Annotated in this window: 12 protein-coding genes and 1 tRNA gene; 7 read left to right on the top strand and 6 right to left on the bottom strand. The window is 46.2% G+C overall.

Annotated features, from left to right (window positions below; genetic code table 11):
- Positions 1-166: 166 nt before the first annotated feature.
- From Pan54_RS07720 to Pan54_RS07705, 4 genes are all read right to left on the bottom strand, one after another.
- Positions 167-239 (bottom strand) — tRNA-Ile (locus Pan54_RS07720).
- A gap of 165 nt (positions 240-404) precedes the next feature.
- A complete protein-coding gene (locus tag Pan54_RS07715) occupies positions 405-806 on the bottom strand; it encodes a hypothetical protein (protein WP_146502933.1) in 402 nt (133 codons plus the stop codon).
- A gap of 221 nt (positions 807-1,027) precedes the next feature.
- Positions 1,028-1,513, bottom strand: coding sequence for a hypothetical protein (locus Pan54_RS07710; RefSeq protein WP_146502932.1), 486 nt, complete (start codon positions 1,511-1,513; stop codon positions 1,028-1,030).
- Positions 1,514-1,535: 22 nt separating this feature from the next.
- A complete protein-coding gene (locus Pan54_RS07705; protein ID WP_146502931.1) occupies positions 1,536-1,826 on the bottom strand; it encodes a hypothetical protein in 291 nt (96 codons plus the stop codon).
- Between the two features lie 1,243 nt (positions 1,827-3,069).
- On the opposite strand from Pan54_RS07705, the gene Pan54_RS07700 reads away from it, so the two are divergent.
- The 4 genes from Pan54_RS07700 to Pan54_RS07685 all read left to right on the top strand — a co-directional run bounded on the left by Pan54_RS07700 (position 3,070) and on the right by Pan54_RS07685 (position 8,388).
- Positions 3,070-4,098, top strand: a complete 1,029-nt coding sequence (locus Pan54_RS07700; protein WP_146502930.1) for a DUF1559 domain-containing protein — start codon at positions 3,070-3,072, stop codon at positions 4,096-4,098.
- A 347-nt stretch (positions 4,099-4,445) separates the two neighbouring features.
- Complete coding sequence (locus Pan54_RS07695; RefSeq protein ID WP_146502929.1) at positions 4,446-4,862, top strand: hypothetical protein; 417 nt, start codon at positions 4,446-4,448, stop codon at positions 4,860-4,862.
- A gap of 245 nt (positions 4,863-5,107) precedes the next feature.
- Entirely contained in the window at positions 5,108-6,769 is a 1,662-nt protein-coding gene (locus tag Pan54_RS07690; RefSeq protein ID WP_165441652.1) for a CRTAC1 family protein, read from the top strand.
- A 410-nt stretch (positions 6,770-7,179) separates the two neighbouring features.
- The gene (locus Pan54_RS07685; RefSeq protein ID WP_146502927.1) at positions 7,180-8,388 is read left to right on the top strand and encodes a tetratricopeptide repeat protein; all 1,209 of its coding nucleotides are present in this window, start codon (positions 7,180-7,182) and stop codon (positions 8,386-8,388) included.
- A gap of 262 nt (positions 8,389-8,650) precedes the next feature.
- Here Pan54_RS07685 and cls read toward each other — a convergent pair whose 3' ends face one another.
- Positions 8,651-10,102, bottom strand: coding sequence for a cardiolipin synthase (gene cls, locus Pan54_RS07680; RefSeq protein WP_146502926.1), 1,452 nt, complete (start codon positions 10,100-10,102; stop codon positions 8,651-8,653).
- 276 nt (positions 10,103-10,378) lie between these two features.
- Between cls and Pan54_RS07675 the strand changes: the two genes are divergently transcribed.
- The 3 genes from Pan54_RS07675 to Pan54_RS07665 all read left to right on the top strand — a co-directional run bounded on the left by Pan54_RS07675 (position 10,379) and on the right by Pan54_RS07665 (position 14,935).
- Positions 10,379-11,701: a MotA/TolQ/ExbB proton channel family protein gene (locus Pan54_RS07675; RefSeq protein ID WP_146502925.1), complete on the top strand. Its 1,323-nt coding sequence runs from the start codon at positions 10,379-10,381 to the stop codon at positions 11,699-11,701.
- A 94-nt stretch (positions 11,702-11,795) separates the two neighbouring features.
- On the top strand, positions 11,796-13,658 hold the full coding sequence (locus Pan54_RS07670; protein WP_146502924.1) for a hypothetical protein: 1,863 nt from the start codon (positions 11,796-11,798) through the stop codon (positions 13,656-13,658).
- A 122-nt stretch (positions 13,659-13,780) separates the two neighbouring features.
- Entirely contained in the window at positions 13,781-14,935 is a 1,155-nt protein-coding gene (locus Pan54_RS07665; RefSeq protein ID WP_146502923.1) for a hypothetical protein, read from the top strand.
- A 5-nt stretch (positions 14,936-14,940) separates the two neighbouring features.
- Here the strand turns inward: Pan54_RS07665 and Pan54_RS07660 are convergent, their stop codons facing one another.
- Positions 14,941-19,341, bottom strand: coding sequence for a PVC-type heme-binding CxxCH protein (locus Pan54_RS07660; RefSeq protein WP_146502922.1), 4,401 nt, complete (start codon positions 19,339-19,341; stop codon positions 14,941-14,943).
- Positions 19,342-19,601 lie beyond the last annotated feature (260 nt).

The following is a 19,601-nucleotide window of genomic DNA, read 5'->3' as shown; positions in this document are numbered from 1 at the left end:
GTCATAAGTTGAACTGCGACTTCAACTCCACTCTCGTGGAGCAATTCCACAGACTCATCCTCATGCCCGGCCGATCCAACAAAAGTCTGTCTCCCTCAGGCATTGTGAGACGCTTATCGCGTCGGACGTCCCTTTCAGGGGCGTGTCGGTTATTAGCCGACGGTTGGTGTTGGTGCAGGATTCGAACCCGCTACTTGCAATTTATTAGATTGCTGCTCTACCCAATGAGCTAACCAACGCTGACATCATCCTTTCAGATCCCATTCACGGAACAGACATAACCAAACCCTGCCGGGTGACCTGCCTGCCGCTGGAGAGATAACAACAGCGATCCATAATTTGACGCCAGAGATTTCCCTCGGTTCGCAATATTGACTCGATTATCATTCAGATCGAAATAATTATCATTCGTTATCACGATCCATTTGCCTCTGAATGATATCCAAAGTTATTTTGGCTCCCTGCTGACCGAAATGGATTTCAATTTCGTCATCAGGTACATCATGCAAGCGAATACTTCTACCGTAAGAGGATTCCTTTGCCAGAGAATGAAGATTTCCATTTTGTGGTCGATACAACTTCATGCCATCGGGATGATTCAAAATGACACTGTCACCCACCTTGTAAAGGTTGCTCGCTACATCATCACACTGATGAATTCCCACACGACCGATGTCGTCCGCATGACGCAGGCCAAGTCGAGCCACATCATCAGCCTGACGGCACATCAATCCCAGAAAGGAAACGAGTCCCATTCCCGCAGCATGAAGAAAGCCGTGGGAAAGCTGCTCATCATTTTCCACCATCTTAAATCTCCTTATTCATTACGCTCTGAAAATGTCCTCGCCAGGAGTCGAACCTGATCTACGACCTTCGCAAAGTCGCGTGCTCTCCCTCACACTCCAAGGACAATGATTGAGGAGTACCCCAAATACCCCGTCGAGGAGTTGAACCTCGTCCAACAGTTTCGAAGACTGTCATGCATCCCTCACAACCACAGGGTATAAATTGCGGCTACTCAATTAATTCATGAACACCATTCAGCAACTTTTTTTGAATAAGATTCCCATATTTCAGGGAATCTTGTCACATTCGGAATATGATTCACTTCAAGAAGATATTTACCGGTAGGACCTACGACATAATCATTGGCAACCACTTCAAGACCAAAATGATTTGCAATAACTTTTGTGTCCTCTACAAGTTCATGGTCAGCATCTGTTATGCAGGCAGAATCATCGTGAATCGATTTCTTCCAATCTTTGCCATCCAGCGAGATTTGAAATACCTCATCCCCAATGACAACAATTCGTACTGCGTCACCTTCAAAGTATGGTTCTAAGGTACTTGAAGTCTTTGCTTTCCAGTCGCCAGTAAATCGCTCTTTATTTTCACCGCAGTGCCAATTTCCCCATTTGGCAACCGTATCTGTCTCTGTCTTTATTCTTGATCCAACTGGAGCAAATCCACGACCGTATCCTGGAAACCTGGTGACACCAAGTGCTCTTACCAAGCAAGCATGCTTGAGTCGACAATCAAGCATGCTTGAGTCGACAATCAAGCATGCCTCGAGGATTGGGGAAACATGGGCCTCCCCAAAGTGATAGTGCAATCAACAGGTCGAAATCGTCTTCGAATATTCCATGATAAACTACGCGATCAACAGGAACCTGCCAGCTTCTGCTTTCGCGATCGACAAAGAATTCACCATTGAAAACGTGATAGGAAGGCAATGTCACATGAGCAATAATGTGAGCATCAATTTTATTTTTGAAATGATCATTCTCCTGTTCATCAAATCCAATTAAGCAAATGGATTCAGTCATTGGTAATCCTTAGTCAGTTAAAGAGTTGTAATACAACATACATCTCAAATATGAGTATGTTTTTGGTCTAATCAAAGCGGTAGCCGTGAGACTTGAACCCACAACGGTTTGCAACCGCATCTGTTTTCGAGACAGGGGCCTCATCCAGCCAGATGCTTTACCGTTCAAGCGACCGACCCCATTGGTGGGATCTTTCCAAAAGAAAAGCCCGATGTCTGTGACACCGGGCCTGGAGTTGAATCCAGTTATTGCCAAGCGTCAACGTCGCACAAACAGTGAGAACGGACTGATCGTATTTTCTTGATTTCCACATTCGGAACAAAAGAGAGTGTTCAGAGCAATCGACCTCTGCTTGCGTTGTATGGGCGCTATCGGTCGCACATTCAGTAAGCCCAAGCAGGCCGGCTGATTGCCGGAACGGTGCGAACCCAAACATTCGCAACTGTCATATGACCTTATGAGAGACATCGAACTTGAAACTCCAGTTTTGTATTATGATTAGCGGCTGAATTCCCAGCCTCAAACCAAAGACGTAAAAAGAATGTGAAAGGTTCGCAATCATTTCAGAAAATACTCTGGAAAGTTTGATGTTAGAATCGTTTTTATTCCATCTTTCTTGAGTTCTTTGAAGAATCGACATATCAAGCTGTCCGTTGTCGATTGTCTTTCTACCCTGCTGACATAGCGATGTTTGTTGAGAAAGAATCGGCCCGGGAGAGTAGCAAATTCCATCTGACAGAAACGATATTGCTGGAGAATATACTCAAGTGCGCACTTGAGATGACGGAAGGTACCACATGGATAAGTATCGAAATATGGCATTTTCGAATTGTGGAAACAGGCGGATCCAGTTTTCATGCCCGCGACTTCAACTGCTACAATGACTCTGACGTGTATTTCTTGTCTCAGTCGTGGATGAGAATGTGGGACGCTTTTGCGATCACTGGACTCTTCGGCAAACGTCTTTGTTCGCCGGCACACTCATGCCGAATTCGGTCGATAAGTCGATCCCGTCACGATCACCTCACCCGTTTGAAGATTCAAAAATACCATCTCATAAAGGTCCCGGACTCCTCGTGCCGTCATCGACTTGACCCAAAAGAATTCGTTTGCCCTTAAGAATCCCATTCGCCCTGGCATCCAAATAAGTTTATTTGTTGACATGTAGGAATTCATAGATTAAATTAGCGATCCACTTTCAGGGTAACATTTCTTCCCATATCTTCTACTCAGGAGTCTCATTATGAAAATCAGACGAAACATTTCAGGGTTCACGCTAATTGAGCTTCTCGTAGTTATCGCAATCATTGCAATTCTGGTGGCCTTATTGTTGCCCGCAGTGCAACAGGCACGTGAAGCGGCGAGAAGAAGCAGTTGTAAAAATAACCTGAAACAGCTCGGTTTGGCACTCCACAATTATCATGACGTCTACAGTACATTTCCACCAGGAGCAACCTGGAGTCAAGATCAGAACTGGGGCAGTTCTTTTTTCGTTTCCATACTTCCCTATGTTGAACAAGGTGCAGCGTACGATCAGATAAATTTCGATGTGTGGCCTGGCTGGGCAACTAACTTTCCTGTTTACAATGGATTAATGGTTAATACCTACAAATGTCCATCTTCTCCTTTGGAAAAATGGCGTGAACGCGATAATGTCAAACTATTAATTCCTGATTACGTGGGGATTGCCGGTGTGACCGTTGGGCCAGCTCCTGCCGATACGGACACGAACAACATTCTGGATGGTACAAACATTACCATTTCGGGAAGAGTTGGCCGGGATGGCGCTCGCTCCTGCCTTGTTGTGAATAATGGTCGAATCGAAATGAATGGTGTCTTGCATTATCAAAGTAGCGTGAAGTTTAAAGATATTATTGACGGCACCTCCAACACCATTGCAATCGGTGAGCAGTCAGATTTTGGTGATCTACAAACAGATATCCGTTCCGGCTGGAACTGGGGTGGCTGGATGGGCTGTGCGAACTGCTGGGATCGTGCCAACTTGGGCCATTTTGATGGCGCACATACAGCTAACCTTACGACATTACATGTCAACTGGCCGATCGGCACAAAACCACGTCGGGATAGTCATGCATTTTTGGGAGCTGGAGGAGAAGGGCCTGGAAACTTGCCGATTCAATCTGCTCATTCAGGAGGATTACAGGTCGTTCTTTGTGACGGAAGTGTTCGCTTCCTAAGCAACAATATCGACATGGGCACGGGCTTCAATCTTGCTGATCGTCGCGATAAGAATGTCATCGGCGAATTTTAGAGATGGTCTGAGTATTCTTTTGATAGCGAATACAGAAGACCGGTTGTTTTGACCGGTCTTCTGTCATTGAAGGTATCTTTTCCGTTTCCTGAAATATGATTGTTTCCAGGAGATGGAACCAAAGCGTCTCTTCGCTATGAAGAATATTCAGGTTCTTCACATCTGGCAAATTTTATCAGGGTCTGTAAGTCTCTGTAATTCAGCACTTTTTAAATGCCGGAATCTATTCAGTTCAGTTGGCTATGCTTCATTTCCGGCGACACTTTTTTTATTCATCGAACCTCCTTTGACTAGATGACCATTTCTCAGAACATAATTTTCACCCTGAATAGAGAGTTAAAATTTCAATGAATCGCATCTCAGTTTATCAACTCATTTTCGCTACTTTTACCTTTGTTTTGATCGGATGTAGTGGCGGTGGAGAACCAGCTGGTCCATCAAAAAACGCAACAGTCTCAGGCAAGGTGACTTCAGATGGTAAGCCTGTGAGCAATGCCGTGATTTCATTTGAGAAGCCAGCCTTCGGGGCATGGGGAGCTGATCTGGGTGCAGATGGAAGTTATTCCTTGGAATTAGCTGCCGGTGAATTCAATGTTTCTATTACACCTAAGGCAGCGACAACGACAACAATGGATCCAGGTAATATGCCTGAACAAACCGAAAGCAATGATATTCCAAAGAAATATCGTTCCGCATCTACTTCTGGTGCGACTGCAACAATCAATGAAGGGGATAATACATACGATCTGGAGCTGAGTGAGTAGTGACGATCACATTAGTTACCATTCTGCTCTACAGTGGACACACCCGCTCGCTCGCATTTTGTCTTTGGACAGCCCAGATGCGAGCTTCTTTTTTACCTCTTGTGGTAAGTTACCAACTGTTATTAATCGTTGGGATTAGCGTAACCCTGACATCATGCAGCCAGCCATCGCCCCCCATTTCTCACAACGAATCAGCAGATTCCTCCCCTCAAGAATTCAATGTACCAATCGATGAATCCGATTTGATGTCTGATGCCGTCCCCAGAGAAGAGCAACCCGGCGACTGGTTTCTAGACGTGACTTCAGAAACAGGGATCAACTTTCACCATCACTCAGGACGAGAGTCTCAACAGTTCACAATGGTTGAAACATTTGGTTCGGGCATTGCAGTGTTTGATTATGATCTCGATGGCCTGTTAGATATCTATTGCGTGGGTGGTGGCGCCATCTCTTCGGATCTGGCAATCTCTGGAATTCCAGGGCGTCTGTACAGAAACATGGGGAACTTTCGCTTTGAAGATGTGACCGCTGAAAGTGGCTTAGATTGTACTATCGATTATTCCCATGGAGTTGCCGTCGGCGATGTGAATTCCGATCACTACCCGGATCTGTTTGTGACATGTTATGGACGCTCTGAGTTATTCTTGAACAAACAAGATGGAACCTTTCAAAAGATCACTGAAGAAAGCAGATTGAATTTAGATGGCTGGCACACCTCCGCTGCCTTTGCAGATCTGAATCAAGATGGTCACCTCGATTTGTATGTTGCCGGCTACTTGCAATGGAAACCAAGTCGAGATGAATTGTGTATCGATCCAAAGAGTGGATTGCGAGATGTCTGCATGCCGGGCATCTACCCGGATGCACCAGATCATCTGTTTTTTGGACAGGGAGACGAAACCTTTGTCGAGCAATCAGAAATAGCCGGATTAAGGAAAGATGGCAAAGGCCTGGGCGTAGTGATTGCAGACTTCGACAGGAATCATATTCTGGATATCTATGTCGCAAATGACGTCGTCAGGAATCACTTCTATCTTGGCCAAAAGGATGGTACGTGGTTAGATTTTGCGGTCCCCTCTGGTGTGATTGGCAATGAATTTGGAGCCCCTGAAGGCAGCATGGGAGTTCATGCTGCTGACATTGATCGGGATGGTTGGCTGGACATCGTTGTGACAAATTACGAATTTGAAGAAAACGACCTGTATCATAATGAACACAATGGAATGTTTACTCATATGACAGTTTCGTTGGGACTGGCAGGGCCGTGTAAACCCTATGTTGGTTTTGGCACCCTGCTGACGGATTTGGATATGGATGGATGGGATGATCTGGTCATCGTCAACGGGCATGTGGTCTATCGCAATCGGGCATATAGCTATCAGCAACCAGCATTTCTTTATCGGAATCTGGAGGGCAAGCGATTTCAAGATGCGACTTCATCAGCCGGTCCCTGGTTTAGTGTTCCGCATGCAGGCCGAGGAATAGCCGTCGGGGATCTTAATAACGATGGGGGACCAGATTTAATCGTTTCGGAACAGGATGGCCCAGTATCTATCCTCAAAAACCTATATAAGCCTCAAAAATGGATTGGGATTCAATTAATCGGTGATGAATCCAGGTCTGATGTGACTGGTGCAACGGTCGTTGTAGAAGGAGTCGTTCCTGAGTTATCTAAGACGGTCATCAGCGGGGGAAGCTATCTGTCTCACTCTGACAATCGTCTTCTCTTTTCACTGGAATCCCTCGACGTTGATCGGGTTGATATTACCCTGACTTGGCCAGATCAAACTCAGGAACGATTTCCACTGCTCGAGTTGAAGCGGTATCATCAAATCAAAAAGGGAACCGGAGTTAATCTCATCAAAAATATTTCAGCCGGGGATGATTCCCGTGCCAGAGATTTCTAACTCCCCTGTCGAGTACAGGATATGGAGCAGAAAGTTTTCGATACTGCTGGATACGCCTTGCTCAAAACGCTTACACAGTTTGATTATTACTGATTGTCTGTGCATATTCTCGACAATTTGTATGCGAAGTCAGATCTGTCCGCTTGTATCCGATGGGGACAGCTATGATGGCTATTACAATCAAAGTTGGTCGCAGAAAATTGCGATTGACCTCCGAACAGGGAATTTCACGCTCTGCAACATTCTAGCAACTCTTCAAGAGTCGGCCTGATCTGCGTTGCCCTGCTGGTCAGTCCGTGTAAAATCGTGTAGAACAGCTCGACGAATTTATGCATCAACACAATTTGGCGTAAGCTTTTGGTTGAACGCACTCACTCCAGGGAGCGGGCTGGTATTGGGAATGACACTTCATGGCACAATCCAAATCTGACTCCAGCAATAAAAATAAAATCTATCGATTGATCATACTCATGTCGGTATTGATTCTGATGTCTGTCGCATTCTATTGGTATCGCGTTTTTTCCCCGAATCAACAATACCGAGAGGCTTTGCGTATTTCGTCTTACAATCCAGAGAAAGCAGAACTACTTCTGAAAGAGGCTATTCATTGTTCTTCTTCTGAACATCCAGAATGGCAATTTCTGCGACTAAAACTGCTCACGAAGATGAATCGTTGGGATGAGGTGCTGGAAGTTTGGAATCAGATGAGTGATCCGAACGCATTTCCTGCTGAGGACCTTTGCCAGTTGGCATTCGTGGCTCAACAAAATGGTCAGTTGGATTTTGCTCAACGACTTTTTCAGATTGCCAGGCATGATCAACAGTTACGACCCAATATCCTCAGGTCTCTTATTCAGATAAAACTTCAAATGGGCCAGGAAGATCTCGCCTTAAAAGATTGTCAGGAATTGTTAGAACTCAACCGACAAGATGCAACCGTATGGCAAGTTATTGGGACGGTCCATATGACGCGGAAAGAGGTCGCCGAAGCCGAGCATGCTTTCCGTCAATGCTTAAAGAATTCTAAGAACTCGATTCAGGTAATGAAAGTTCGTGAAGATCTTATTCAGGTACTCATCGATGCTGGTCAGCTTGAACAGGCTAGTAAGGAATGGGATCAGCTTCAGGCGACAACATCCGCGCTGTCAGAACGTGCCCTTCTGGAAAAGGCCTGGCTACTGAGAACCGCAGGAGAATACGTACAGGGACTGAAAATACTTGAAGAACTTCTTGGAACTCGTAAAAACGCTAGTGACAAAGTTTATCACATGCGAGGCATGTTACTGATAGACGCTGGGAAACTGGAGCCAGCCCTTAAAGATTTTCGTCGAGTAACCAGCAACCAACCTTGGAATAAAGAGGCTCATCAACAATTGGCTGTTGTTTACACTCGAATTAACCAGCCTGAGTTAGCCGAACAACATCGAAGAATTGCAGAGGAGTTAAATGACAAATCGTTAACATTATTGAGGTTGAATGGTGAACTCATGCAAAATCCAGGAGACAAGGAACTCCGTCAGCAAATCGCAGATCTCTACATGGAATTGGGAATGCAAGACAAAGCGATGAATATTCAGAGAACTTACGCTTCACCTCAAAAATTAGAAATGACCAATTGATGAACTACTGCAACTTTCCGTTTACTTTAGCGTTTTGATCGCTTGAACTCTGTAATTCTAACCCCTGTTGTTTGTGGTGGCTTCAATTATGAAATGCACCGAGATTTATAATTATTCCAAAAGGTAACCGTAAGACTCAGCACTCACCAGAGTAAAATTGACATTGTAAACGGGATAATAATTATATTATGCGGAATTTTATTAAACGTAAAACGTTGCTTTAGCTCATAGAATCTAACTCGCGAGAATGATGTTAAGTTAACTACAAAATAGGCCCCAATGTCGCGAGTGTGTTGTTGCAGAGGCGATGAGCGAGCGACCACGATTCTACCATTTCCAGTGTGACCTGATGAGAGTTGGACAGGTATTGTTCCTGGCGTGCTCTCATCTGTTTTGTCATCTCGGGATCGTAGAACAGAATGTTGTTTTCGTAGTTCAACTCGAAGCTTCGACGGTCCATATTGGCTGAACCAATTAGCGTCACCTCGCCATCGAGCGTCAACGATTTTGTGTGTAGTAACCCACCTTCGTATTCGTAAATCTGAACTCCCGCCTCTAGTAAACTGGCATAGTAACTGCGACTGGCTCCTCCTACGATCCAGGAATCGTTTCTTGCCGGGAAGATGATAGTCGTTTTCACTCCGCGCCAGGCAGCCGCACAAAGAGAATTCTGCATCGATTCATCAGGAACATAATAGGGCGTTGAAATTGTCAGTTCATGACGGGCAGCATGAAACAGTGACTCAAAAACATCAGGCATCGCTGAGTACCGCACCGTCGGCCCCGTGCCGATGACCTGTGCAGGAAAACCCGATTGAGTTGCCACCATTGGCGATTTCAGCAATTCTGCAATATGTGCATCATCCTCTTCGGCGTAAGTCATCCAGTCACTGGCGAACAGATGCTGATTCTGCCGAACAATCGGTCCCTCAAACCTCATCACAGCATCCACCCAGGGAGCAAATTTTGCCTTGACCAGAAATTCCGGGTCTGCACAATTCTGACTGCCGCAATAGGTTATCCGGCCATCAATCACTAAAATCTTGCGATGATTTCTCAGATCGATTCGTCCCTGTAAAGGACGCAAGAGTGGATTGCCAATTGGCAAAGCCCGGGCGGTGAGAACTCCAGCCTGCTGCATCTGAACCCAATGCTCGGAGCGGATCATCGTTCTCGATCCCAAGTCATCAGCCATTGCACGGCAAGTCACTCCCCTTGCGGCGGCTCGTTTGAGTGAATCGACAATTTTAAGACCGTTGTTATCGGGTAACCAGATATAGAACAGCAGATGCACATGGTCCGTGGCGGCATCGATATCCGCCACCATCGATTCAATGGAAGCGTTCGAGTCAGCCATCAGTCGAGCCGAGTTCCCTCCAATGACTTCAAATCCATTAATCGATTGGCCGGTTTGAAACAAATGCAGGTAGCGTTCGGGCACATGGGCACGCAAGTTCTCCGCATCCTCAGGACCGATGGCCGGGAGAGCAGGCAACTCTTGAATCACTTGTTGATTACGCTCAATACGACGACGACCAATACTAGTCTCACCGAATAACAGGTAGATCAGCATCCCCAGAAATGGTAAAGCGGCAATCACCGCGATCCACGCAATCCGAGAAGCTGGCTCGCGATGGGGACGGGATATCACACGAATAATCAGTATCACTTCGATCAGAAGATGAGCGCTGACAACAATTGTTGTTGTGTTCAATGGATCGCCTTAAATGTTGTATAAATTTGAGAGATTCTGCTTAGTTAAGGTATTGAATTAAAGTCGTGCGTGGATAGTAAAACTTACTGTAAGGATGGAGTGTGTTAAAGTAAATTCGCCTCGGCTGTTAATATGGGGGCTTATTAAGAACTGGAATTGTCATTCAGGTTGTAACGTCTGAATTTCCGATAGAGGTAATGTGCGCTACAGTTACGTTGATGGACTTTCCATCTGGACACACGCTCACATCTCAGCTGTCAGGAAAAGCAGGACGCTATGAAGACAACTCAAAAATCACCTGCACCACTCGAAAGTGGTCGCAAAAACAAAGCTGCCAATCTAGGCACTCACCCGCTGCTCTGGGGTTCCATCGCCTGTGTGCTGTTTTACCTGGCCTTGCCATATACTCCATTTCAACAGGAGTTGCTAACTCGTTACTGCTGCTCCCATCCACTGGAATACATAACAATCGGCTTGTTCTTCTTTGGGATGTCGACATTAATTTTCCGTTGGCGAGAACTTCATCTGGAGACAGAATCAGTCAAGTCCGCTCGATGCATTCTTCAGGAAGTCGAGCAGGATAAGGCGACTGGTTATGATCTGGCGATTTCAATCCTTGAAAAAATCCGAGGGCTGGGGGACAAAGTCTCTGGCTCAATTGCCGGTCAGCGATTGCTTGAGGCCGCCAATTATTTTCGGAAGACAAATTCCAGCGAACATCTGGAAAGTCATTTACGACATTGTGCAGACCTCGAACTCGATCGCTCTCAGCAACGTCTCGGACTGGTGAATACAATCAGTTGGGCGATTCCCATCGTCGGATTTCTCGGTACTGTGATGGGGATTACGATCGCCATCGCCAATGTATCGCCCGAACAACTCGATCAATCTTTGTCAGAAGTAACGAGCGGACTCGGAGTTGCCTTTGACACGACGGCTCTGTCTCTTTCCCTATCGTTAGTTCTGGTTTTTGCAACATTTCGGATTCGCAGTCGTCAAGAAGAATTGTTGAATGAAATTGAAGCGGGGGTTGATCAACCTTTAACGATTCTGTTTCATGCTGGCTCGACTAACAACATGGTTGACGACCAACTCGTGATTTCTCAACAATTGATGGAGGCTTCCGAGCGGATTGTTACTGAGGCGACCGCCGCCTGGCGAGATACGCTAAATCAGCTGCAGGGGCGGCTGCTCTTAACGCTTGAGTCCGAACAGCAGAGCTTCCTCGGCATGATCGAACAAGGTTTTTCCAGTTCGCTCGAATCGCAACAAAACTATCTCTCGGCGGTTCGCTCGCGAGAATCAGAACGAACCAACGAATTGCTCTCTCATCTGGAAACAACACTCACTGACTGGAACTTTACGTTGAGTGAAGTCAGTGGTGGGTTGCGGTCGCAAATCGAAGAACAGCGTTCGCAAACGATTCTGTTGCACAACATGGTCGAGAAACAACAAACTCTGACGACATTGCAGCAGAAACTGGATGAATCGATTGACGCACATCGGATTACAGAAACATTGGATCAAACGCTTAATAGTTTGACGGCAGCGATTCAACTGTTAAATGCCCGTGTTAATTCTTCGAGCCGTGCTGCGTGATTGTTCATGCAGGTCAGGCTGTACCTGACCTGAATAGCAATTGAAATCGATTTTCAATCAGGCACAGCCTGACTTACATGATATTAGACACGCCATGCCCCGCCGAACCGTACAATCTGGCACAACGGTTTCGTTGTTTCCATTTCTGGCGGTCCTGGTCTGCGCAATGGGAAGTCTTATTCTTCTCCTGTTGATCATCACAAGACATTTGCATCCGAGTTATCATCAGGTGAGTGTGGTCACTGCTGAAACTGTTGATGAAGAAGTTAAATTCGTGGCAGTGCTCAGTGATTCACTTCCCGAAAAAACATTTGCTTCGAGAGACTTGAACGAGTCGTTTGCAACTTCTGAAATCGGTTCGGCTCGCTGGTCGAAGTTTCAAAAAGTCAATGAAGATCGAACACGACACCCTGCTGCCCCTCAATACAATCCACTGACCGATGCCGATGTGGCAACGAAAGCACGCCTGGAACGTGAGCGAGCACTCATAAAATTGCATCAAAGCCAACTTGCAGATTTACAGGCTGAATTGACTAAGATCAATCAGGAAAACCAGCAGCTGATATCCATGTCTGAAAATACACAGGCAACGATAAATCAAAAAGCGAAAGCACTGGATGCAAAACAACAGGAAATTATGGATCAGCAAAAATCTCTAAGTGAGAAACAGGCCGCATCGGCTTCCCTCGCTCAGTCGATTCTCAGGACCAAGGAAAACATCAAACAAAAGCAAGCGACAAAGCAAAAACGTGATGAACGAATGGAGATCGTGGCGTTTGATGCCGTTAGTGGTCAAAAACGAACGCCGATATTTATCGAATGTCTACCTGGGCATGTTGTCGTTCAGCCTGGAATAGGCGATGCACAAACGCAATTTCTAACTTCCTACTCTCCAGGAAATAATCCTCTGGCAGTTGCATTACAGGCTTATGCAGAACAAATTGGCCGAGAATCGAAATCAAGTTCTACTCCTTATGCACTACTGGTTGTTCGCCCCGGAGGAATTGATGAATTTTATACGGTCGGCCAATTGTTGAAAGCAAACAACATTGAATTTGGATACGAACTGGTCGATGCTGACCAGAAATTCTACTTTGGTGATCAACATCAAATCGCCAGCCAAAAATTTCAGAAAGCCTTTGAACTGGCCAGTCAGCAGCCGCGTGTTGAAAAACGTCCTCAGCAGGCTATGCTTCCTTCCAAAGGCTTCGCCCGTAAACAGGCTTTGGATGAGATCCTTGAAAGTATCAAAGCCGGGAAAGCGAATCGAGATGCGGGGAATTCGACGGCACAACCACCATCGGGAAACAATCAGCCCGCAAACATGATTGCTAGAAATCGAAACGAGCCGGCAAAGCTACCTGCATCAACGACGGGAGAAGAGACTGGGGGCAATCAGCAGCAGTTGAGTTCCAGTAATAGTCCTGCACCCGGGATGCAGAATCCTGGGAGCCCGACTCAACAATCAACTTCTCAACAAACGCCCAATGCACGGTTCCCGGAATATGACCCTCCTCGCAAAACCAAAGGGGAAGGTAATACGCGTCCGAATCCGTTTGCTCCACAAGTTGCCAATCAGGGGGCTTCCGGTGGAAGTGCCTCAAATTCAGATTCCGTTGCTCCGCCCATGTTTACGACAATCGGATTGGAACGCACGCTTACTGTTCAAGTCGATTTATCAGGTGTCAAAGTCGGCAGACGGAAGAAAATTGAGCTCGACTCATCTCTGCAAACCCGTGAGCTTCGCAGTCAATTCGATGCCGAAATCCTGCAGGAACTGGCTAACTGGAATACTCCACCTGAAGGAATGCACTGGGTTCCTGCAATTGAGTATCGGGTTGAACCTGGCGGAAATCAGCTGGCGATTCGTCTGGAAACAATTACCGATCAACTCCAATATCCATCTAAAACACGATATCAAATGAGTCAGCAACTTGATGATTTGTTTAGAAGATAAACTGGTGATTAATATAAAATATCTTTACATAGAACATGTAAAATTGACTGATGAATAAAAATATTTGCCCCTGATTACTTTATGTACTCAGTGGCTTAACTCAAGATATCTCTTGACTAATCATGGCTCGATCCCGAAACAATTCGAATAATCTTGAAGCAGGATCAGATTCTTTTCTCGATATTGTCGCCAATATCGTGGGGATTCTGATCATTCTGATTGTAATTGCCGGTGTTCGAATGACGCAGGCGCCACCGAGTCCAGTTGAAGTTATCGAGAAAATTGAAGAAGACATACCTCAGCAGCCGTTGATCCTGCCTCCTGCTCCAATTGATCGTGTCAACATTCCCAAAATTGCAGAAATAGATACGGACACCGTCTCGAAATCGATTCCGTTGATTGTTCGTCTGGGGGAGTCCGAAGAATTTCCGCTTAGTCCTGACAAAATGCCGGTCGTTACAATTCCGAAAAATATGCCGGAAATTGATCAGCTACAAAACTTATTGAACGTCGAGCGACTCAAAAAAAATGAACTGAGTATCGCATCTCAGAGGCAGCAAAGTCAGCTCGATCAATTAAATAAAACAGCGGAATTGATCGAGAAGAAATCCCTTCAACTCAGTAATCAGATTACATCACTGGATAAGTCAAAGAAGGAAGAAGAACAATCTTACCTTCAACTTCAGGGTCAACTGGCCCGACTGGAGGAGGCCCCGACCGATCGTCAAACACTCGAACATCAAGTTGTGCCTGTCACTCGCGTCGTTGATGGCAAAGAATGGCATTTTGAATTACGTGAGAATCGAATTTCCTACATTCCTCTGGATGAGTTGATTGATCAAGTGATGAGCCGCGTGCGTCAACGACTGCAGTGGATCGCCCAATATGGCGATTACGAAGGTCTCGTCGGCCCCGTAGCTGGCTACTCAGTTCGTTTCATGGCTGGGCCCGATCAAAGAACGATGACTGATGAGCTCACTTTCGGTCGTTCGCAAATGAGGATCAGCCTGCAAAAATGGGAACTGGTTCCATCAAGTACGACCAATCGGGAAACACTGGAAGATGCTGAAAAAGCAGGCTCACTGTTCCGAACCGAACTGCAACGTATCTCTCGCGATGATACCATTACCTTCTGGGTCTACCCGGACAGTTTCGAGCTCTACAGTTCACTTGTACGGATTGCACAGACAGAGGGATATCAAATTGCCGCACGTCCATTACCGATTGGGAAATTGATCGGTGGTAGCCCGCAAGGTTCCCGTTCACTCGGGCAGTAACGATGTTATCTGGACTTAACAGGTTCGACAGTGACTGCAAAAAACAGGGGAGCCGTGTGGTCAGTTCCTTTGATCAATTCAATCGACTTTATCATGTCTTTACGCTTAGGTTGCACGGATAGATATCGCACCTGACTTCCCCCCAGACGAAATGCAAGCTGGGATTGTGGAACCTCAAACGGCCCATTGTAGTCGGCGAAGTGCTGCCCGTTAATGAGTTGATGATCTTCTGTTTCGCCATCGGCATAATGCAGGCGGACAATAACCGAAAGCCCTTGATTGCCGGGTTCTCGAGCAGACCATCCTCCCACTCCGCCTAGAAAATGAATGGCATTTGCAGGTGTATTGCAGGGAAGACTAACCGACTTTGGTAACTTTGGCGTAAAAGGTCCGATGCTTCCGTTGAGCATGATGACATTGTTGCGGCTGTTATTATTTGGATCAGTGAGTAGAAATGGTATCCCCTTGAACTCCTTAGGAGACCAGTCTTTAAAGTCAATTGCTTCTCCGAGGTTATCGCGGTTGTAAAACATGCCTTGTGTACTGATGGTTGTGGCTACGCGATCAATGGGCAAAGGAACATATTGGCCGGCAGCTGTCATATATTCGAGGAGGTCGATCAAACCTTGGTCATTGATACTCTTTTCCAGACCTTCCGGCATCAACGATTTCCGAGAAGCGCGCAGATCTTCAATTTCATCACGCAAAATCGTATGTCGTTTGCCTTCGACATCGACGACTTCAATCGTTGTTCGCGACTCAGCCGCAAGTAGTCCATTCACGACAATGCCATCAACGGTAAGAACGGTATACATACGGTAGTTTGCTTCAACACTTCGATTCGGATCGAGGATATGAGTCAGCAGTTCTGCTTTGGGATGCACCACCATCCCCGTCAGATTCGGGCCAACATCCTTCCCTTCCGTCTGATATTTATGACAGATCGCACAGTTTTTTGTGAAGATGACTTTTCCATGATCGAGATTGCCCTGTTGTTCAATCAAAGGTAGTTTCGCGGCAATCAAAGCGTCTCGGTTGGGATCGATCGTCTCACCATGGGCAGCGAAGACATCATTGGCTCGCTTACGGATTTCAGGATTCGGGTGCTCAGTCAAGGCCTGTCGTTGAAGGATCGACAAGTCGGCTACCAGCAAGTCTCCTTTTTCAATAGTGGTCAACAAGAGTTGAGTGGTGGCAGGCCTTCCAAGTAGAGTCTGAACGATATTGTTCCTCAATGATGGCGTTACTGAAGATAATAATTCGATTAAGGTTTCACCGCAGTTATTCGCTTCGCTACGACCAAGAGCCGTAATCAAACCTTTGGCAAGTTTCTGAGAGACATTTGGAGTCATCAATTCCGCAATGGATTCTACAACCTCTTGATTGTCAGGTGCGAAACTAATGACATTGACTGCAGTTTCAATTCTCGTAGCATCATTCGCCTCAGGGTTTACGATCTGTTTGAGTAATGTCGCAGTCAATTCCGAAACGCGACTTTTAAAAGCTTCACTCCCCCAAAGTTTCGCCAGTCGGATCACTGGTAATTTCTGATCGTTCGGCATCTGATCCAACAACATCAGCAAGTTCTGTGAAGCAGTTTCTGAAAGTTGAACTTTGTAAGCACGTGGCCAGCCTGCCAGCATACCTTCAATCAGACTGTTCGCCGCCTCCGAAGAGGCGCCAACTGCATCCTCAATAATTATGGCAATCTCTGCTGCATCTGGCCGATTTCTGGCGGTATGTTCGGCAACGATTTGAATCACTTTCAACTGCTGATCATTCATTGGAAGATTTGAAGAAGCCGCAAGAAACTCAGGTAGAAATGATTGACTATGCACACCTGCTGCACTGGTGAATGCATCTGTTAACCATTTATCACGGAACAACGAGGACTGTGTTGCCAGCCTTGCAAGATTGTTGCCGACCTGTTGATTGGGCATATCCGATATCGCCAGTAAAGCAGCCAGTACAACCTGCGGTTCGGTGTCCTGTAAACAGCCTGCACTTTGAATGGCCTCGACGGAATCTGGTGAATCTGACAGCAAACGTAAAGCGTTGATGCGGACACCAGTAGAAGGATGTGAAAGGGCAGCAAATATTATTTTTTGGACTTGAGATTTCTCATCAAGGATTTGCCCTAATCCGGCTAATGTTTGCAGGGCGTGAATTGCTGCAACATTCAAGCCAATTTCATCAACTTGATGATTCTCAATCAACTTAATAAGCTGCGGAATAACTTCGACTGCATTTCGTTCGATCAACACTCGTTGAGCAGTCAGTCGGACTTGCATCGTGGAATTGCCGAGTGCATTGACCAGTTCGACATTCGTCATCTCTGCAAGACTGTCTGGCGAGTATTTCCCAGTTGTTGCATGTTGATCCGGAACAATTCGATAAACTCGCCCAAAGCGTTTGTCTCTTAAGTCGGTTAAATAGGCATGTCCAGGCCCAGTTTCAAATCCAAGCGGAGTCGGGTTGTGTTGCACAATATAGTTGTACCAGTCAATCACCCAGACATTCCCATCTGGTCCCACCTCTGCCATGATGGGGGCGGTCCATTCATTATCGCTGGCTAGAAGATTGAATGGATTCTTAGATGTGAATCCGGCTCCCTCCGGTTTGAGCACGAACGTCCCAACGAGATGCCCAGTCGGTCCACATACAAAAGCGGTTCGATTCCACCAGTGTTGAGGATAGTTACGCGCGGTATAAATCGCATGGCCAGCCGCTGCTGTGTATCCACCATGATGATCGACCTGTCGCACGTTTTCGGTGATCGGATGGAAAAGATGCGTGTCGGAGATCATCGCGAGCGTTTCCGGAGCCCAACCGCTGATCCGTTCATAATACCGATTCGGAATTGGCATGAAGACAGACGGATTCCGATTGGCCGTTGAGCCGAAGATCAATCCCTCTTCCGTAATCCCTAAGCCCCATGTGTTGTTATTGGTTGAACGAATGAATTCAAGTGCCTCTACGACAGGAGGATCCTTTTGAGAAAGTCGAAAGCGAAAGAATCCCATACGGAAATTCTGTTGTAACACACCATTAATTATCGGTGACGAGGAGTTGTAGCCCTGCATCGCCCAAATCCAGTTATCGAGCCCGCGGCGAAAATTGCTGACACCGCCATGTGTATCATTCATATTCCAATTGGACATCAAAACCGTTTTCTCGTCGGCTCTGTCATCGCCATTGGTATCTTTGAGATAAATAGTCTCAGCACCATTCTGAACGACTGCTCCCCCTCGGTGAAATGTGATGGCTGTTGGGATATTCAGTCCTTCTGCAAACAATGTGAATTTGTCTGCCAGACCATCTCCATCGGTATCTTCACAAATTCGGATGTGATCACGACCGCGATTTTCTGGTGTCAAATCGTGTGGATAATCGACAGTTTCACAAATCCACAGTCGCCCCTGCTCGTCCCAGTTCATCGCAATCGGCTTACCCTGCAGGCTCGATTCGTCCACGAATAATTCGGCATGCATTCCTTTGGGAGTCACCAGGTGTTTGATCGAGTCCTGTGATTCGAGATGCTGTTGCATCAGATTTCGCGTTTCACCACGGCCAGCTTTATAATCGGGAATCTTGGGGCCGACATCGACATATTCAAACTTCGGAGCATCAGCAGTGATTGTCGTCATTTCAGGAACGACAAAATCATCACGTGATGACGGAGGTGCATACGGACCTGCTTTTGCGGGATCATCTCCACAAGCCCAGCGAATACCGCGTTCCACCAGATTCAGAAAACCGGGATGTGTCCAGGTTCGTTCATCGTGTCCCCAGGCCGTATAAAACACACGACCTTTCTCCTGTGTTCTTACCCAGGTCCAGGGTTCCTGGGTATTTCCAGCCTCCTGTGGAACTCCTTCTCGAAATTCGAGGACCGTTCGATTCTTTGTATTGTGGAGATGATGCAGATAGGTTTCATCCCAACTCGTAAAACTCTTAAAACCATCTAGAACAGGATGTTCAACATTGTCTCGAACTGTCTTAAATATTCCTGTTCCATGCTGCATGAACTGGGCTCCCATCAATGCGACCATGCGAGGATCGTTTCGAAAACAAAACGTGGCACAGTGCAGAGGAATGAATCCATGCCCATCGGTAACATATTTTAACAGGGCATCTGCCTGTTCCTTGCTGATCGAATCGATATTCGCATACAGCACCAGGCCGTCATACTCCTCAAGAGTCTCATTATTGAGAGCCTCAATATTCTCGGTGTATTCAAGTTTGATGCCTTTGACAGCCAGATGCGGAGCCAGGTCATAAAATCTCTGTTGAGGATTGTGATGTCCCTGGTCTCCCAGAAACAAAAGATTTAGAGAACGCTCTTCAGAAAATCCACTCGACGAGAAAACGACGAGCAGGAAACTGAAAGCTATGATATTACGCATGAATGTTCTCTCCAGATTGAATGCTGATGAGACTGAATAAAAATAGCCTCAATCCATGTTTTTATTGTCTAAACACATCGGAAAATGTCCATGAGATATGACGCAGTAATCTTGAGAATAATTACATGGATAAGCGCAGTGAAAATTATGCGATTCTTGAATATCTGATTGATGTTGTGTTTATCCCAGTCGGATTGAAATGCGAGATATCACCTGGTGATGCTTGAATGAAGTCAACTCTGATGTCATTGTAATGAAAT

Source organism: Rubinisphaera italica (genome assembly GCF_007859715.1).
Taxonomy (GTDB): Bacteria; Planctomycetota; Planctomycetia; order Planctomycetales; family Planctomycetaceae; genus Rubinisphaera; species Rubinisphaera italica.
This window is presented reverse-complemented; position numbering and strand designations above follow the sequence as displayed.

Coding starts and splice junctions, on each gene's coding strand:
- Pan54_RS07665 (WP_146502923.1), top strand. CDS start 13,781: ATGGCTCGATCCCGAAACAATTCGAATAATCTTGAAGCAGGATCAGAT.
- Pan54_RS07695 (WP_146502929.1), top strand. CDS start 4,446: ATGAATCGCATCTCAGTTTATCAACTCATTTTCGCTACTTTTACCTTT.
- Pan54_RS07675 (WP_146502925.1), top strand. CDS start 10,379: ATGAAGACAACTCAAAAATCACCTGCACCACTCGAAAGTGGTCGCAAA.
- Pan54_RS07685 (WP_146502927.1), top strand. CDS start 7,180: ATGGCACAATCCAAATCTGACTCCAGCAATAAAAATAAAATCTATCGA.
- Pan54_RS07670 (WP_146502924.1), top strand. CDS start 11,796: ATGCCCCGCCGAACCGTACAATCTGGCACAACGGTTTCGTTGTTTCCA.
- Pan54_RS07705 (WP_146502931.1), bottom strand. CDS start 1,826: ATGACTGAATCCATTTGCTTAATTGGATTTGATGAACAGGAGAATGAT.
- Pan54_RS07700 (WP_146502930.1), top strand. CDS start 3,070: ATGAAAATCAGACGAAACATTTCAGGGTTCACGCTAATTGAGCTTCTC.
- Pan54_RS07660 (WP_146502922.1), bottom strand. CDS start 19,341: ATGCGTAATATCATAGCTTTCAGTTTCCTGCTCGTCGTTTTCTCGTCG.
- Pan54_RS07715 (WP_146502933.1), bottom strand. CDS start 806: ATGGTGGAAAATGATGAGCAGCTTTCCCACGGCTTTCTTCATGCTGCG.
- Pan54_RS07690 (WP_165441652.1), top strand. CDS start 5,108: ATGTCTGATGCCGTCCCCAGAGAAGAGCAACCCGGCGACTGGTTTCTA.